The sequence below is a fragment of the Nitrospiraceae bacterium genome (genome assembly GCA_019637075.1).
Classification (GTDB): Bacteria; Nitrospirota; Nitrospiria; order Nitrospirales; family Nitrospiraceae; genus JAHBWI01.
Window position 1 is genome coordinate 402,019 of the sequence record JAHBWI010000004.1, and the last position, 17,408, is coordinate 419,426.

13 protein-coding genes are annotated in these 17,408 nt (G+C 60.0%); 5 read left to right on the top strand and 8 right to left on the bottom strand.

Going from position 1 to position 17,408, the window contains the following annotated elements:
* Position 1 precedes the first annotated feature (1 nt).
* The 5 genes from KF814_13185 to KF814_13205 form a co-directional block, all read right to left on the bottom strand.
* Positions 2-1,327: a GGDEF domain-containing protein gene (locus KF814_13185; GenBank protein ID MBX3237097.1), complete on the bottom strand. Its 1,326-nt coding sequence runs from the start codon at positions 1,325-1,327 to the stop codon at positions 2-4.
* Positions 1,328-1,535: 208 nt separating this feature from the next.
* Positions 1,536-2,747 (bottom strand): ribonuclease D, encoded by a 1,212-nt coding sequence (rnd, locus tag KF814_13190; protein ID MBX3237098.1) that lies wholly within the window; start codon positions 2,745-2,747, stop codon positions 1,536-1,538.
* Positions 2,748-3,314 carry a DnaJ domain-containing protein gene (locus tag KF814_13195; protein MBX3237099.1) on the bottom strand — a complete coding sequence of 189 codons (567 nt, stop codon included), beginning with the start codon at positions 3,312-3,314 and terminating at the stop codon, positions 2,748-2,750.
* A 185-nt stretch (positions 3,315-3,499) separates the two neighbouring features.
* Entirely contained in the window at positions 3,500-4,942 is a 1,443-nt protein-coding gene (locus KF814_13200) for an NAD-dependent malic enzyme (protein MBX3237100.1), read from the bottom strand.
* A 102-nt stretch (positions 4,943-5,044) separates the two neighbouring features.
* Positions 5,045-7,399 (bottom strand): fused MFS/spermidine synthase, encoded by a 2,355-nt coding sequence (locus KF814_13205; GenBank protein ID MBX3237101.1) that lies wholly within the window; start codon positions 7,397-7,399, stop codon positions 5,045-5,047.
* A 224-nt stretch (positions 7,400-7,623) separates the two neighbouring features.
* Here KF814_13205 and KF814_13210 point away from each other — a divergent pair, with 224 nt between their 5' ends.
* From KF814_13210 to KF814_13230, 5 genes are all read left to right on the top strand, one after another.
* Positions 7,624-7,794 carry a hypothetical protein gene (locus KF814_13210; protein ID MBX3237102.1) on the top strand — a complete coding sequence of 57 codons (171 nt, stop codon included), beginning with the start codon at positions 7,624-7,626 and terminating at the stop codon, positions 7,792-7,794.
* Positions 7,795-7,933: 139 nt separating this feature from the next.
* On the top strand, positions 7,934-11,620 hold the full coding sequence (locus KF814_13215) for a DUF255 domain-containing protein (protein MBX3237103.1): 3,687 nt from the start codon (positions 7,934-7,936) through the stop codon (positions 11,618-11,620).
* Between the two features lie 98 nt (positions 11,621-11,718).
* Positions 11,719-12,294, top strand: coding sequence for an OmpA family protein (locus KF814_13220; protein MBX3237104.1), 576 nt, complete (start codon positions 11,719-11,721; stop codon positions 12,292-12,294).
* Positions 12,295-12,474: 180 nt separating this feature from the next.
* Complete coding sequence (locus KF814_13225; GenBank protein ID MBX3237105.1) at positions 12,475-12,858, top strand: CBS domain-containing protein; 384 nt, start codon at positions 12,475-12,477, stop codon at positions 12,856-12,858.
* Positions 12,859-13,075: 217 nt separating this feature from the next.
* Positions 13,076-14,185 (top strand): substrate-binding domain-containing protein, encoded by a 1,110-nt coding sequence (locus KF814_13230; GenBank protein MBX3237106.1) that lies wholly within the window; start codon positions 13,076-13,078, stop codon positions 14,183-14,185.
* Positions 14,186-14,192: 7 nt separating this feature from the next.
* Here the strand turns inward: KF814_13230 and KF814_13235 are convergent, their stop codons facing one another.
* The 3 genes from KF814_13235 to KF814_13245 form a co-directional block, all read right to left on the bottom strand.
* Positions 14,193-15,128: a hypothetical protein gene (locus tag KF814_13235; GenBank protein MBX3237107.1), complete on the bottom strand. Its 936-nt coding sequence runs from the start codon at positions 15,126-15,128 to the stop codon at positions 14,193-14,195.
* 140 nt (positions 15,129-15,268) lie between these two features.
* Positions 15,269-15,811: a Slp family lipoprotein gene (locus tag KF814_13240; protein MBX3237108.1), complete on the bottom strand. Its 543-nt coding sequence runs from the start codon at positions 15,809-15,811 to the stop codon at positions 15,269-15,271.
* A 47-nt stretch (positions 15,812-15,858) separates the two neighbouring features.
* Positions 15,859-17,331 carry a hypothetical protein gene (locus tag KF814_13245; GenBank protein ID MBX3237109.1) on the bottom strand — a complete coding sequence of 491 codons (1,473 nt, stop codon included), beginning with the start codon at positions 17,329-17,331 and terminating at the stop codon, positions 15,859-15,861.
* Positions 17,332-17,408: the final 77 nt, after the last annotated feature.

Genomic DNA, 17,408 nt, shown 5'->3' on the forward strand with positions numbered 1-17,408 from the left:
TTTACTCCGTTCCGGTGCGTGGCCACGCGCCGGTTGAGGGACGTATCCGGGCTGGTCCGGTTTCGATCGCAGCCCGTTCTTGAGGGCCGCTTCGCCGCACGAGGTTCCCGCCGTCCTGCTTGGCCTGCAGCAGCGCTCCGCAGGCATTCTTCACGACCAATTCCCATCGAACGTGCAACTCGCCGGTTCCTGCCACGCCAAGACTCAGCGTCACGGGAATGGATTCCTCCGTGCCCTCCTCCGGCGTCGTATCCTTCGGCCGAACGACGATTTGGGCACGATGTCGCAAGACGAGATCCAACGAGGACACGGCTTTTCTCATCGACTCGAGTGACACCAACGTGTCACTGGTGGTCTTGCGGGGAAACAGGACCAAGAACTGATCCTGATTATAGAGGAAGACTTTCCCGATCCCGCTGGAATGGACCACTTTTCTCGCCGCGTGCGCCATGATCTGGTCCCCAACCCTTCGGCCGTAAAGATTGTTGACCTGTCGCAGTTGGTCGACCTCGAGGAGCGCCACCGCGTAGGTCTGCCCCAGCCGCTGTGTGGCCTGGGCCAGGGCCTCTCGATCCGGAAGTCCCGTCAGTTCGTCACGATGGGCTGCTCGATAACTTGCGATCACCAACGTGGTCGTCACGGCTAGGGCAGCGGTCATGAGAAAGCCCCGTGGATCCCATTGCCACCGAATGCTGAAAAAGGCAAACGCTGTCGCCACGAGCGTCCAGGCAAACCCGGTCTCAAGGGGACTCCGCGATTCCATGAAGCGAAAGACCAGCAATCCCGTCGATAGCACGAAGGCCAGAAGACCGGGCTGTGAGAGCGGCGACCACGCGGTCCAATGCGCGGGTAGAAACGCGGTATGCAGCACCGCCACAAATTCCAGTGGTGCAAGTTGTCGAAGCCCCAACACGATCGTCGCCTGAACAAGGATGCCGACGACCCACACCATGGTTCGAGTACTGCGGATGCGGTCCTTCGAGTAGATCGTCAAGCCGAGCAGGTTCAGCGGCACCAGCAGGCCGGCTGCTTGATACAACAATTCCCATGAAATGTCGGGATGTCCATCGGCACTCACCGAGCCGGTCACTCCCAAGAGCACCAGATCGGTCAGGAGCAAAATCAGCAGGGTCAAGGCCACGCGCGCACGATCGAACAGCCAGGCAAACAGCCCCGAGAAGAGCATCACGCCGAACGGCAGCAGGTGGAGGAGCGGTTGCACCCAATGGGGAAGGCCGGTGGGCCGTAGAAACGCCAGTGCGGCCAGGACCAAGATTCCACCTGGAAACATGAACGCCACAAGCGTCGTGCGAAAGGTGAGCGGCATGATAACGCCCAGGGTTTCGGCGCGCCGGGAAAGAGTCCTTCCGACGGAGCCCACTAGGGGACTGCCAGAAGCGTACCCGGCTCACGAAGCCAGGTGACCGTCATTTCCTGCTGTGTTTACGGCCGGTTGGGAGGATGATGCGGAAGCAGGCGCAATCCGAGGGTGCGAGACTGAATGCGCGAGCGTGCGTCTGGACGCTTTTGAACGGCTAGGGGTGGTCGAGGTGACCGAATCGCAACTTGCTGGTTCCCGGTTCAACCCAAACCTTCAATCGTCCATCCAAAATACTCAGGAGCGTCTCCCCCACCAATTGCCGCCGCCAACCCCGCAAGATCGGAAGGTCCGGTTCAGGGCCATCGGCAGCGTCATGATCGACAAGCGCTTGGAGGTCGCTGGTCGTGGCAATCAAGGTCGAGGCGATGTTGTCCGCGGAAGCTCTGGCCTTCAGCACCGCCTGCATCAACTCCAGAACTCCGGTCGATTCAGGGTCCGGCTTCCGATCGCGCGGAACCTCCGGCCATTCGGATTCAGGTCTGGCCAAGGCCTGTTGCATGACGGCTAACAAGGCTTGGCCGTTTCGCTCCACTTCCGATCCGTACATCCCTCTCATACCGCGCAGTTGGTCGAGCGTACGCGGGGTCTGTCGCGCGAGCTGCAGCAAGACTTCGTCTCGCAACACACGGCCGCGGGGCACGTTGCGTCGCCGGGCTTCGTTCTCTCGCCAGGCAGTCAGATCGCGCAAGACCGCCGCCGCCTTCGGTTTGAGGCTATCCCATCCCCGAATTCGCTGATACCGCTCTTGAGGGTCGCGCGCCTGCGAGCCGAGCGAGGTTTCGAGACGGGAAAACTCTTCGTCGACCCAGTCCAATCGACCCAGCACCGACAGTTTCTGCCGGAGATGCTGATGCACCGGGAGCAAAAATTTCACATCGTCCAATGCATACACCAATTGGTCCTGGCTCAAAGGGCGCTGGCTCCAATTCGTGAAAGTATGGGCCTTGTCCAAGCGTACCCCTTGCACCCGCTGCACGAGATTGGCATAGGCGGTTTGGGGACCGTACCCGACCATCGCGGCCGCAATCTGCGTGTCGAAAAAGGGCTTCGGCAGCTGGCCGGCATGGTGCGCGAAGAGTTCGAGATCCTGCCGCCCGGCGTGAAGCACCTTTTCTATACTCGCCATGCAGAGCAGCGCCCAGAAGCGCGCGATGGAAGCGGTCTGTTGCACCGCCGGAAAGTCGATGACGGCCGCGAACCCGTCTGCCGCCACCTGAATGAGCTCGAGCCGAGGTATGAAATGGTCCTCGCCCATGAACTCGGTGTCGATCGCCAGGGTCGTGACGCTCTCGAGCCGGTCGCAGAGCGCGTCGAGCGACTCCGCAGATGCGATGTAGGGGAGATCTTGAGCGGGCTTGACCATCATTTACTCAGGCGGACGATACTCGGATCCGCGTGCAATGGGCGGTTCGGTATTGCTCAAACTCAAATATTCTTTCAGAAACTGGTACGCTTCGAGAATACGGCGCAGTTCTGGTTCCGAGCTCCGGTCCCCGTTCCTCGCGTCGGGATGGAGTTCCTTCGCCCGCTGCCGGAACATGGTCGTCACATCGGCCAGTGCGGTACCGAACTCCAGCCCCAGGGCTTCGTAGGCATCGTGTGCCGTGCTGATCTCGCTCCTGGGGGCGCCGGGTTCACCGCCGCCCGCAGCCTTGAGAAAATCAGCGAGGTTGATTTTACGCCGACGGCGTCTGGGTCGTTCACGCACTTCACTGTCGAGTTCGTCCCAACGGTCTTCCACGAACTCCAGCCGGGATTCCAGCCGAATGGCGCCGGAGAGGTCGTGGATCTGGAGCAATTCCTCTTCAATCTGTTGGAGCGATCGCTCTACCTCGTCGAGACCTTGCTCGACGCGGAAGAAACTGTCCACCCGCTCCTGCATCATGTAGTCGACGGCAAAGTCGATGCTGTCCGCGTTTTTGGCGCGCAACATATCGATTCGCCGGCGCATGCCGCGTTGGTATTTCGACAGCCGGTTCGCGGAAAAGCCCACGGGGTCCTATGAGAGCAACACCCGCTCAACCAGCGAGCGGGCTGGGGGCATCTTAGCACAACGCTTTGCGGCAGGATAAGGGAGTGAAAACACAGCAACGCTCGAGACGCTGTATCTGCAGCATCCTAGTGCAGATCGTCGTCGATCCTTGCACGGCGGCGCGCGACGCCGGTTTCTCGAGCTGCGGCGGCAACGGCTTTGGCGACGCGGGGGACAATCTCGCGGTCGAAGAGGCTGGGAATGATGTAGTCCTCCGACAAGGCGGTGGATGGAACGCCTTCCGCGATGGCTTGGGCCGCGGCCAGCTTCATCTGCTCGTTGATTTCTCTCGCCTGCACATCGAGCGCGCCGCGGAAGATGCCAGGGTAAGCCAGTGCATTGTTGATCTGATTGGGAAAGTCGGACCGGCCGGTTGCAAAGATGCGCGAGGCCTCGTCCCCTATTTTCGGATCGATCTCCGGATCGGGATTGGCCATCGCAAACACGATGCGATCCCCGTTCATCCGTTCCAAGTCCTCCCGCACCAGCACGTTCCCCACGGACAAGCCAATGAAGACATCTGCTCCGCGCAGCGCCTCCTGGAGTGTCCCGCGAGGGCGGTGTCGCCTGATGCAGGATTGCAGATCGGTGCGGCAGGCGCGAAGTTCTTCGGCTTCCCCCATCAAGACCACGCCTTCCTTGTCGCAGCCGACGAGATGCGAGACCCCGGCTGCCAGGAGAATGCGACAGCAAGCGGTGCCAGCCGCACCGAGACCGTTCACGACGATCCGGACATCCTCCAACTTCTTGCCGACCACCTTCAGGGCGTTCATCAGTGCCGCCAGGAGGACGACAGCCGTGCCGTGCTGATCATCATGCATGACGGGAATATCGAGGGCTGCTTTCAGCGCCCGCTCGATTTCGAAACAGCGCGGAGCCGCAATATCTTCGAGGTTGATCGCGCCGAAACCCGGTGCGATGCCCGTGACGATGCGGACGATCTCCTGGGGATCCTGGGCATTGAGGCAGATCGGCCAGGCATCGATGCCGGCGAACTCCCTGAAGATCATGACCTTCCCTTCCATCACCGGCAAGGCGGCCTGCGGGCCCAAATTGCCCAGCCCCAACACGGCCGAGCCGTCGGTCACCACAGCTACGGAGTTGTTCTTGATGGTGAAGGCGTAGGCTTTGGATGGATCTTTCGCAATGGCCTGGCAGACGCGGCCGACCCCCGGTGTGTAGACCATCGACAGCACGTTTCTGGTCGTCACGGGGACCTTGCTTTGCACACGGATTTTGCCCCCGAGATGGAGCAGGAAAATGCGGTCCGATGCGGAGAGCACGTTGACCTCCGGCAGACTTTCCAGCCGCGCGAGCACCCGCTCGCCGTGCGCTTCGTTCTGCACGTCGAACGTGACGTCGCGGATCATCCGCTCGGCATTGGCCGATACGATATCCACGGCACCGAGGTTGGCGCCTTCCTCAGCCAACGTCGAGGCCACTTTGGCAAAAATTCCGGGCTTGTTCAGGAGGGCGAGACGGACAGTCAGGCGGTAATTGGAGTAGGGACCGATATCATCCGTCGTCACGATGACTCTCTCACGGTGCGCGGAAAGGTCACCATTAAGTGTAGCACATGATCAACGGTGGAACCCGCTTGCGGTACCGAGGTCGGCGCTCAAGGGCATCTGTTATGGGCTGGAAAACCATTTGACGACGCCGAGCATGTTCGAAAAATCGTCGGTCCAGACCCCCGCCCTTGATTCGGGGCTGAAGGGAATCCAGCGCCTGTCGTTGACCACGGAACCGAAATCGGCGCGCTCGTTGGCCATCACGGCCCAGGTCGATCCGTACTTCTCGGGAATCGCGTCGTCAGGATCGTCGTCCTGCCGGAGTCCAACCACGTGGAGAGACAGAGCCAAACTGGCCAAGACCGGCGAGAGATCCAGGTAGCGGTTGGAAATGTTTACAATCACCAGGCCATGGGGCGCCAACTTTCTAAAGTACAGCGACATGGCCTCCTTGGTGATGAGATGGACCGGCACGGAATCACTGCTGAACGCATCGAGGATGATCAAATCATAGCTGTGGTCCGGCGCCTGCTCCATGGTGAGCCTGCCGTCGCCGATCACGACTGAAAGCTGCGCGCCTCGCTGTTTGGCATCTTCGTAGTACGTGAAGTATTGGGGATCCAGCGCGACCTTGACCACCAGCGGATCGATTTCATAGTAGGTCAACGTCTGCCCCGCCTCGACATAGTTGGCCAGCGTCCCCGCCCCCAGGCCGGTGACGGCAATATTCCGTTTCGCGTAGGGCCCCTGAAAGGAACTGAAGAGTTGGCCGATTGGGCCGGTCCGGTGAAAATAGGTCATCGATTCGCGGCGTCGAGCCGGGTCGAGACTTTGCGCTCCATGGATGGTGTTACCGTGAATGAGCCGGTGGGAGTTTTCTTCCACACTGTGCTTCACCTTCAGCACGCCAAAAAATGACCGGTCCTGGAAGAGCACGCGGTTGCTGGTATCCAGGCTCAGCGACAGCGTACCGGCCAGCAAGATGGCGCCCAGCGTCAGCCCAAAACGCCTCGGATGGGCTACGAGAACAATGGTCGCCGCGAGGATCGGCCCATAGATGAGTAAGGCCCAGGCCTCTTCTTGATCAAACCCGGTCACACGGGACAGGCCTTGCGCCACGGCCTGAAGGCCGTCACGGCAGAGACTGAGGACACCCCCTTCGCCAGCCGGCCGACTATCGATCCAACTGGCGAAGAGCAGCAGCGCCCCCACGGAACCGGCATACAGGAAATCGCGAGGCCAGCCGCCGGCCTTGGCCGCGACGCCCCAATCTTTGAAATGTCGCGCGAACCAAGGGCCCCAGCCTTCTTCCGGAAGCAGGAACGCGGCAACGACCAACACGATCTTATATTCCAAAATGCTCTTGAAGAGGACCGGAGCGATGAGCCCATTGAACAGGCCGCCCAGTACACCGCCGATCGACATCAACATATAGAAGTGGGTCAAGTAGGCCGGCGAGGGTCTGGTCCTCGCCAACTCTCCGTGGCACACCAGAGCCGCCACGAATAGCGTGACGAAGTGCAGCGCAATCGTCACGGGCAACGGAAAGTTCGGCGTGTCCGGCACCATTGTAAAGGCCAAAATGAGAATCAGGACCGGCAGCGTCCTGATCATGAGCCGGTGCGAAGAGGGGGGCCATTTCGCGAACACGAAGATGAAGCTGAGCAGATACAACGTGAGCGGAATGACCCAGAGCAAGGGAATCGCGGCGAGATTCAGTGTCACGTAGGTGGTGACGCCTAACATCAGACTCGACGGCACGAAGGCCAAGGCCACCCACCAGAGCTGCAGGCGCAAGGAGGGCGCTGCGGCGGCGGTCGCGGCCGCTCGGACGGAGCTGGGACCGGAGACATGAAGCGGCGAAGAGGATCTTGCGACCAGGAAACCGCAGGCCAGGATCAGCATACTCAGGAGTACGTAGCCAATGCTCCAGAGGCCGCTCTGCGAGCCCAAGAGGCTCCCCCGCAGCGGCAACATCGGCTCGATCACCACCGGATAGCCTAACAGCGAGAGCATGCTGCCCAGATTGCTCGCCGCGTAGAGAAAGTATGGGTCCTTCGCCGACGGGTGGTCGCTCTGGGCAAACCACTTTTGCATGAGTGGCGCGGTGGTCGAGAGCGCAAAGAACGGCAATCCGATCGACACGGTGAGGAGCATCAAGAGCCAGGGGATCGGGTTCGCCTCCTTCGGCTGCACCCAGTCCGCCGCGAGTCCGATGGGGAGCGCCATGAGCGGCAGTGCCAGCACCGCGGCATGCAACCCAATCTGTGCCTTGGTCGCAACGCGACTGGTCAGCACGTGGGCGTAACTGTAGCCCGCCAACAAGGTGGCCTGAAAAAACAACGTACAGGTATTCCAGACCGCCGGCGTGCCGCCCAGTGCGGGCAGAATCATCTTCGCGATCATCGGCTGAACGAGGAATAGTAAGAAAGCGCTGAGAAACAGAGTGGCGGCGAAGAGGTAGGGTAAGGCCATAGGCGCGCGCAGAGCCTACTGCCGGACACAAGGACTGTCAAGGAGGGATCTGCTGTTCCGCTTGCCTTTTTGAATCACGCCCAGGTGCCTCGCGTACGTGAGCATCCCGAGGAATACACCTCTTGCCAAAATGCTTCGTTGACATTTCTGGAAGGGTTCGCTAACCTCAGGCGCCTGTCGCGTAGTGGGCGTTTACTTACTCAACCATTCAAGGAGGGGTTTCCATGAAGCGTGTCGTATTCGCATTCGTTGCGGCTGCCATCCTCGTTGCCTTCACCGCTCCGTCCTTTGCCGGCGAAGATAAGAAGAAGGAAGAGAAGAAGGGCGGCCATCTCTCCCAGACCGTGTTCGGCGATGACAAGAAGAAGGACGACAAGAAGAAGGGCGGCCACTGAGCCACTGATCTCTTCGATCGTTCGTGATCTACGATTGGCTCGCCTCCCCTCGCGGGGACGCGAGCCAATCTTTTTTCTCCGCAAGAAAGCCTATCCAGCCGCGTTGACCATCTCGAAGGCAGCGTGTTAGGGTCGGGCCATGGCCGGAACATCGGGAACGGGCAAAGCCAATCGGCTTCAACACGAAACCAGCCCCTACCTTCTTCAACACGCGCGTAACCCAGTCGACTGGTATCCCTGGGGGCCCGAGGCCCTCGCGGAAGCCCTGCGTCTGCGCCGCCCCATCCTGCTATCGATCGGCTACTCCTCCTGCCATTGGTGCCACGTGATGGAGCGGGAGTCCTTCGAAAACGAAGCGATCGCCGCGCTGATGAATGAGCATTTCATCTGCATCAAGGTCGACCGCGAGGAACGCCCAGACCTGGATGAAATCTATATGCAGGCCACCCTGGCGCTTAATCATAACCAGGGTGGATGGCCGATGACCGTATTCCTCACCCCGAACCAGCAGCCGTTCTTTGCCGGCACCTATTTTCCACCCGAAGACCGCTGGGGACGACCTGGTTTCCCAACTGTCCTGAAAAAGATCGCGGAGTATTGGGCACAGGATCCGCAAGGGTTGGTCAACCAAGCCGCCACTCTGACAGCGCGTCTTAAGGAAGGCGCACACGCCCCCTCCCCCACGATGGTGGGCGAGGCCGAACTCGACACGGCAGTCACGCAGTTTGCCGAGGATTTCGATCCGAAGCACGGCGGATTCAGCGGCGCTCCCAAATTTCCACCTGCAACCGGGCTTTCCCTACTCCTGCGCTGCTACGCGCGATCCGGCGACTCCCACACCCTGCACATGGTCCGTAAGACCTTGGATGAGATGGCGGCTGGCGGCATGTATGACCACATCGGCGGAGGTTTTGCCCGCTATTCCACCGACGATCGCTGGCTCGTGCCGCACTTTGAAAAGATGCTCTATGACAATGCGCTGTTAGCGCATGTCTATGTCGAGGCCTACCAAGTAACGGGTGATTCGACGTACCACCGAATCGCCACGGAAACGCTGGACTACGTCTTGCGCGAGATGACCGCACCGGATGGCGGATTTTACTCCTCCACCGACGCCGATTCCGAAGGGGTGGAGGGCAAGTTTTTCGTCTGGACACCAGACAGCATCCGCGCCGCCGTCTCGACGGATGATGATGCACGACTCCTTTGCACCTACTATGACGTCACGCCAGGCGGCAACTGGGAACATACCAATGTGTTACATACGCCGCGCTCGCAGGAAGAGGTCGCCAAAGAACTAGGCCTGACCGTAGCTGACTTGTCCGAACGCCTGGACCGGCTGAAGCCGCTCCTGTACGCTGCCCGCTCCAAGCGCATTCCACCGGACCTGGACGATAAGGTGATCACCGCCTGGAATGGCATGATGATCCGAGCCATGGCCGAGGCGGGTCGCGTATTCGGAGAAAAGCGGTATGTGGAAGCGGCGCAACGTGCGGCTGATTTTCTCCTTGCGCACCACTCGAAGCAGGATGGCCGCCTCCTCCGGACGTCGCGAGGTGGGAAGGCCCACCTAGATGCCTACCTCGAAGACTACGCTTATTTGGCCGAGAGTCTCGTCGACCTGTATGAAACACAGGGGGGCGACCGGTACTTGCGAGAGGCAGTTCGTCTCGCAGAGCGCATATTGGAAGACTTTCATGATCGTGAACACGGCGCATTTTTCACCACCGCCTCCGGCCACGAACACCTCATCATCCGAAGCCGCGAGGGGCCCGATGGCGCGACGCCCAGTGGCAATTCGGTCGCGGCCTCTGTCTTTGCGCGCCTCTCCGTGCATGGTGCCCGCGAGGATTTTCGACAAGCGGCCATCGGCGCGATTCGTGCGTATGGCCGACCGATCGGCCGGTACCCGCGCGCGTTTGCAAAAAGTCTGGCCGTCGTCGATTTTCTCATGCAGGGCCCGATCGAATTGGCTTTCGTCGGGTCGCCCACCGACCCGGGAATGACCTCATTGAAAGGCGCAGTGGTAGCGCGTTTCCTCCCGAATCGCATTTGTGCCTACGCCGACCCGGCCACCCCGACTGAGCATCCTCTCCTGGCCGGCAAGACTGCGGTCGATGGCAAGGCGGCACTCTACGTCTGTCGGAACTTTGCTTGCCAACGCCCCGTCACCGACCCAGCCCACGTGGCCATCATGCTCGAGACCCAATCCAGCCATGCGCGCGCCGGCCAGGAATCGGAACAGAAGGTCTTGGGTGGAGAGCGCCTTGCCGGGTCCGCCACAGGCAAGGGTACGGCCGAATTCGCTTCCAAGGCCATCCAAGCCTCAAAAGGTAGGTTACGGGAAGACTGGGCGTTCACCCGTTGCGGCAGAACTGGGTGGACGGTCAGCCGGCTTGGGTTCGGGACTTATCGGGTGGATGGCAGTCAACCGGACCACCGGCAGGCGCTCCTGCAGGCCATTCATGCAGGCTGCAATCTCATCGACACCAGCACCAATTATATGGATGGGGAAAGCGAGCGATTGGTCGGGGCAGTGCTGGCGGAATTGACGGGGGGTGGGACGGTCACGCGCGATCAGATGGTGCTCGTTTCGAAAATCGGCTATGTCCAGGGTCAGAATCTGGTCCAGGCCAAAGCCCGCGAGAAAGCCGGTAAACCATACCAAAACATGGTGAAATACGGTGAAGGAATCTGGCACTGCATCCATCCCGACTTTCTCGCCGATCAGCTTACGCAGTCCCTGGATCGATTGGGCATCGCGACGCTGGATGTCTGCCTGCTGCACAACCCTGAATACTTTTTGACCGCAGCGGCCCAGGTCGAAGGAGCGGACGTGGCCGCCCTGCGCGATCAGTTTTACGAACGGCTGGAGCGAGCGTTTGAGTATTTCGAGCGACAAGTGCTGGCCGGGCGTCTGAGCTGGTACGGGGTTTCTTCCAACACCGTCACCGCGCTCCCCACAAAGGCAGACGCGACGTCGCTTTCCCGCATGTTGGCCGCTGCACAACGGGCAGCCGAGCGGCTGGAACGGACGGCCCATCACTTTGCGGTGATCCAGTGCCCGATGAATCTGTGCGAAGCAGGCGCGGCGCTCGTGCCGAATACAGGCGCCAATGGAGACGAGTCCCTCCTTCAGGTTGCGCAGCAAAACGACGCCGCAGTCCTGGTCAACCGCCCGCTCAACGCCATGCCCCGCGCCGGCGGCGGTATCGTCCGCCTTGGGGATGTCGAACTCGTCTCCCACCATGTGGATTTCGAAGAACAACGGCGCAAGGTGGCTGGCTTGGAAGAGGAATACCGGAAGGACGTCGCGCCGGCGGTTCAACAGGGCGGCCATGGCATGTTGCCCAGCGACTTTTTCCGTTGGGCGGAGGAACTCGGGCGCATTCGTCCCCAAATTCAAGGCATTGAACAGTGGGAACAGATCGAGCAACAGATGGTGGCCCCGCACGTCAATCAAGTGTTGCGAGCTTTGGGCAATGCCTTTACGGGCGAGATGGCAGAGCGGTGGGAATCCTGGCGTGACCGCTACTTGCCGGAGTTGGTCAAGCTGCTGAAAGAACTCCATGCGGAAGCGGCGGAACGGAGTCGCGTGCGCGCCACCGATCTGCATCGACAAATCAATCCGTTTCTTGCCTCCTCGCGCCGCGGGGCCTCGCTCTCGCAGAAAGCCCTCTGGGCCTTGGCCAGCACGCCCGGCGTGACCACGGTCTTGAACGGGATGCGCACACCAGCTTACGTCAGCGATTCGATGGACGTGCTGACCTGGGCACCGATGGATCAGCCGATTCGCCTGTTCGAGCACTTTGCCGCAAAGAAGTGACTTGCCTGATTCGCCGGATTTGATTATTCTGGGCCCGTTCTTTCCTCTCCGTACCATCTCATGGGAGGCCGCTCTTCAACTTACGCTTGGAGGTGTTCATGATCCGCATGCGTCCACTCGCCTTGGTGGGGCTTCTCGCCTTTACCGGCGGGACCGTCCTCGACGGCTGTGCCAGCAAATCGGGAACGAGCGGAGGCAATACCGCCAGCATTCCGAAACCCCGGACCGAGGAACGTATCGCGGCGCCGGTAGTCAAAGAAATCGAACCTCCGGCCGCACCGGCCCCCGCCCCGCTTCGATCCGTCGAAATGGCGGCGCGTAACGCAACCGGCCAGCAGAACATCCCTTTCCCCGACGTCTTGTTCGACTTCGATCAATATGTCCTGCGCGATGATGCTTTGACGACGGTCGAGGCCAATGCCAAACGCCTCAAGGATAACGGGGTCAAGAAGATCCTGCTCGAAGGGCGCTGCGACGAAATCGGTACGGCTGAATACAACATGGTCCTCGGCGAACGCCGTGCGTCCCATGTGAAGCGCTATCTCGAGAACCTGGGCATCGACAACCTGCAGATCGAAGTCACCAGCTACGGAAAAGATCGGCCTCTCTGCCTGCAGCACAATGCCTCTTGCTGGCAGAAGAACCGCAGCGTGCACTTCGTCGTACGAGACTAGCATTGCCTCACCCGGGCGGGATGCGATATCCCGCCCGGGCTGCTCGTTGTAACACAGATTTTACGTCCCCCTGAGATTCCCTCAATTCTCTTCTGCCATCCTTTCGCATCGGCGTACAGCGAGGTTCCGCGATCATGCCGGCCTCGAGCATTCTCTCAACCAGACGCGAGGAGGATCAGGATGGTTAGAATCGGTCAGCTGATGAGCAGATCGTTGGTCACGGTCCAGGTGGGTACGACCGTCATGGAAGCGGCCAAGGTCATGGGCGAACGGAAGATCGGCAGCGTCTTCGTCGAGCGAAACGACCAAGTCATTGGAATCGTGACCGAGCCGGATATCGTTCGAAAGGTCGTGGGCACGAGCAAGCCGCCCTACTTCACGCAGGTCGAATCAATCATGAGCAGCCCTGTGATCTGCATCGACGAGCGACGGTCGGTGACGGAGGCCGCCGATCTCATGCAACAGCACCAGACCAGGCACCTGGCGGTGTCCCAATCCGGCGCGATTGTGGGGGTCTTGTCCGTGCGAGACCTGCTCCATCCCGTCTCGATCGACGACTTCTGACGGGATGAAGAAGAACGCCGCGAGGCTGGCTCTGACTTGAGCCATGCTTATCCTGCCGGTTCTGACGGAATCGACTCGCGTTCCAGATCCCTTCCTTGCTTCGCTCTCCAGAATTAACAATTCGGTAACAATCTGGTCACCGCCTTGCAATCCTGGTTCGGCACCCTGACCATCAGGAATCAACACAGCAATGATGGTCCACGCCACGAGGTGAGGCATGATGACGAAGCGGCAGGTTCTCTATGAAACGGGATGGGGATGGTGGACCGTCGCCATCGTAACCGGTCTAGCAGTGTGGTCGAGCGGGAACTTCAGGGCAAATGCGGAACAAGCAGGCCCGATGACCGCGGTCACCTTAGATGCCCGCCTTACCAATTACACTGCGAATGAGCCGGTCTCCGGGCATGTTCGAGTTCAAGGCTCAGAAACCATGCTGCCCCTCATGCAGCGCGTCGCGGCGGAATTCCGGAGACGCCAACCGCAAGCCGGAATCGACGTCACCGGCGGCGGTTCGGCCAAAGCCATTGAGCAACTGGTCCAACCTCCGCTCAAATCAACGGGTAAGATCCACCTGAAAGAAGAGCGCCACACCCCTGCCCTGGTTGTGGCTTCGTCCCGTCCACTCACGCAATCAGAGATCGCACAGTTTACCGCTCAACACGGTCATGCCCCATTGACAGTCGCCGTGGCGGTTGATGCAGTGGCACTCTATGTGCACAAGGACAATCCGATCGAAGGCCTCACGCTCAAGCAGGTCGATGCGATCTTCTCCTCGACCCACAACCGCGGGCTACCCGACGACATCAAGCGATGGGATCAACTCGGGCTCGACAGCAAGTGGAGCCATTCTCCGATCCGCCTATACGGCCGAGATAGAAAATCCGGCACACGCGGCTTCTTTCAGGAGCATGTATTGGCCGGGGGGGATTTCAGTCCCGGCATACAGGAAGAACCGGGAGCCGCCTCATTGATTCTCGCGCTGTCGCGAGACCCGCTGGGCATCGGTTACAACGGCCTTGGCTTGATGAGTTCGAGCGTCCGTGTAGTGCCGCTGGCGGAAGGCTCAGGACAGCCATTTGTTACACCCTCGGCCGCCACCGTTGCGGATGAGACCTATCCCCTGCGACGGCTGCTGTATCTCCATTTCGACAAGGCCCCGAGCGAACCCCTGCCTGGAGTGGTGACGGAGTTGGTGCAGTTCATCACAAGTCGTGATGGGCAAGAGGCGGTAGTGCGGGCTGGATTTTTTCCGCTTCCGATCTCTGAAATCGACAAGGGTCAGCTGGCATTGAAGCCGAATGCTGCCCCGATCGCCCCGACGCCCTAGTCAAGATTCAAGGACCCGTAGGTTTGTTCGGCGACTTTCCGCGCGGCGCTTTTCGGTCAAGCTCCTGACGCAGCTTCGTCACGTCCTCCTTCAACGCCTCAATCATCTTGCGTTGCTCTTCAACGAGCCGGCGCAGATCAAGATTCGAATGGGTCAGCTCCTGAATCTGAAGACTCAGTTCATCAGTTTGCTGCCGAGGTTGCAGGCTTTCACCGGCTGTGACCGGGCTGCCCGGAGGGAGGCCAGCGCTGGGACCGTCCCCCACCGAGGTCGCCCCACCGGCTGCAGGCGGTCTCTTGGCGGAGGCCAACACGTCCGCCACGGTTACTGAGAGGTGAACCCTCTCGAATGGGGCCCAGCGCGGCTCCTCCGCGTCCGGAACCATGGCGGCAGCGGCCGGGCGATTGACCCAGAGTTTCATTCCTTTGTTGTCGCGCACATCCCGTTCCTCTCCCCCGCCTGTATCAGCCCTCGCGAATTCGGCATGGTCTTGAAGCACAACGTGCAGATAGCGACCTCGCAGGAACAGCGCTCCGGCGATTCGGTCATCGCTTGCGCCCTTCCTGGTTCCGATCAGTTGAAACGCGATTCGCTCGCCCCTTCCCGCATCCTTGAGGCCGTCGGCGATCGGACCGGCAATGGCCTCGAGTTCAGCTTGTGAAAAGACCGGGACCGCGCGGGGTTGCTCAAGAAGTCCCACCAAGGTCCCGCTCCAACCACTGACCTGCAGCGGTTCCAGAAGCAGCCGGACATCCTCCGCCGACAGGCTGGCGGGATGATTGTTCGCCACTGGTGACGCGGCACGCCGGAGACTCGGATCAGGTTCGACGGCAACTCGGACTCCACCCCGATCAAGCAATACCCGCTCGGCTTGCAACAGACTGCAGCCGGGGACCAAACAGAGGACGACGGCAATCAGAAGCAACTTCCGGCAGTGTCTCATCGCGAGCTGACTCCTTCTCGGGTCATCGGAGCTAAACGCGTAATGGCGCTCCACGCTGCAGCAGGGACGGCCGCTATGGATGATGGGTAGACTCGAACGAGGGCTGGCGTTGTACTGACCACGAAGCAGGAAACGTATGGTCAGTGACCGGACAGGCAGAAGGTGGATTCCTCAAGTGGCTCATACCCACCTCCGATGTTGTGAGGAAATTCGGAGATCTGCTGCCGCCCGGTCAACCAGATGTGCACACATTGGGCATTGACCGATGGCAATGACCGCTGCACATCGTCGACCGACACGGATTGAGGCGACTCGGTCGTCCCGATAACGATCAACTTGTTTTCCGGCGCCAGGGCCTTCGCAGGAATCTTTCCGGAAAAGCGAATCACCATCTCGCCGTTGCGCTTGCCTACCTCGCGCGGACCATACGCGGGATGATCGACGATCGGCAGTTGAAAGGCCACGATTCGCAGCCCATCCGCGCTTGAATCGGCTTGCAAGATGCGTCCGCCCAATTGCACCTTGGTGCCGATCTTGGTGGAAGGAGAGGAGCGCCAGGCGGAAAAATCAAAGTTCTGATCCACTCCAGACAGCGTCTCGGCGGGAAACAGTTGGGTCGTACCGCATGAAGACAGCAACGGCAGGGCTGCGAGCACGACGATCAGGCGAGACAAGCTGGACATGGCGACAGACTCCTTCTGCCCTCCAAGGGCGCGACCGTGATTGCAGCTTACATGAAACGGATCTGCCACTGCACGAGAAATGCGTTCTGCGCAAAGGGGTCACCGATCCCCGTCGTCGGATCGACCACGGCTCCGGGACCGTTGCCCGAATGGTGGCGGAATTCGTAGTTGATCTGCAACTTCGACTGAACCTTGGGCGGGAAGTTCTCGAAGTAGTATGTCAGCCCGACGATGGTCCTCGTATAGAGATCGTTCCCCAGTCTGGTATTGGGATCGAATTGCTCATACATGACGACCGGCTCGAAATTTTCGAAGATGCCGTCGGTGATCAAATACTTTGCCAGCACATACCAGGTGCGGCGTTGCACACCCGGGGCACCGGATCCGCCGCATATGGCCTGCACATCGCAGGCACCGTTCGCGGGACGCCCGATCGTCGTCTGATTGGCGCCATCATGTCCTTGCCAAAGTTCCCCCTGGACCATGAACCCGGGCAGGATTTTTGACGTATAGCGAAAATCTAGGCCGTAGCGGTCGAAGCTGCCCTTGCCGCGGCCGTTGATGTTGGTATTCGCATTGTTTGATTCTCCGACGATCGTCGTGAAGCTGACAAACGAGACATCGCTGCCGAACAAACGGACACGGCTGTAGAAACTCTTGGGCGCATTCGCCCCGGTCGCATTGGCATGGTAGTTGTTGTTGTTCATGACGCCCGCGACATACTCGAGCCGATTGAAGAGCCTTCCACGCATATCGACGAAGAAATCACGCTCCTGAAGAAAGTCGACCGCACCGGCCGAGCCCGTGCGGTTGCCGGCGCCGTTTCCCACCGACGTGAGATAGGGGGAACTAATCACATCCCGCAAACCGCCCGAGGTTTCCGTGAAGATGCCGAAGGGCATCCGGAAGATACCCATGCGGATGAAGTTCAGGTTGGGGGCCAAGGACTGAAAGGGCCGGAAGTCGATATAGCTTTCGCGAAAGAAGGTCGCCGCCGTCGGCTGTCCGGTCGCCGCGCCACTCCCACCGGTCGGCGTCTCTCGCCCAAAATTGATGCTTTGAAATTCGAACAGGGCATGCCACCGCGGCAGAGTATCGCTCAGACGGCCCCAGAAGATGATTTCGGACCGTCGGATCGAAAAGTTATCTTGGCTTTTGCCTTCCGGCACGTGGGCGTCTTGATGGGTATAGAGAAACTGGAGCGCGTTCAAACCGACATTTACCTTGTCCCGTAAAATCGGCAGCAATTCGATTTTGGTCTTCCAATCCTCGAGAGCGTCGATACGTTTGTCGCGTTCGGTCCCCCGATATTCTTGTTCGGCTCGAATCTGGATCCACTCGTCCATCGTGATCACCCCCTTTTGGAGGAGTAAATCCTCGACGGGGGTGCCGCCCGCAGGAATATCGGCCTGCTGGGAACTTGGCTGATGGTCCGCGCCCTGCGCCCCAAGAGGAGTCGAGATCAGCGCGATTGCACTACACATCGACATAGCCAGGACAAACGAACGGATGCTCCCCATGTGCGGAATCCTCCTGCAGGAATGGATCGGAATTGCGGATCACAGCCTAAAGAAGGAATATGGACGAGGGGTTACGC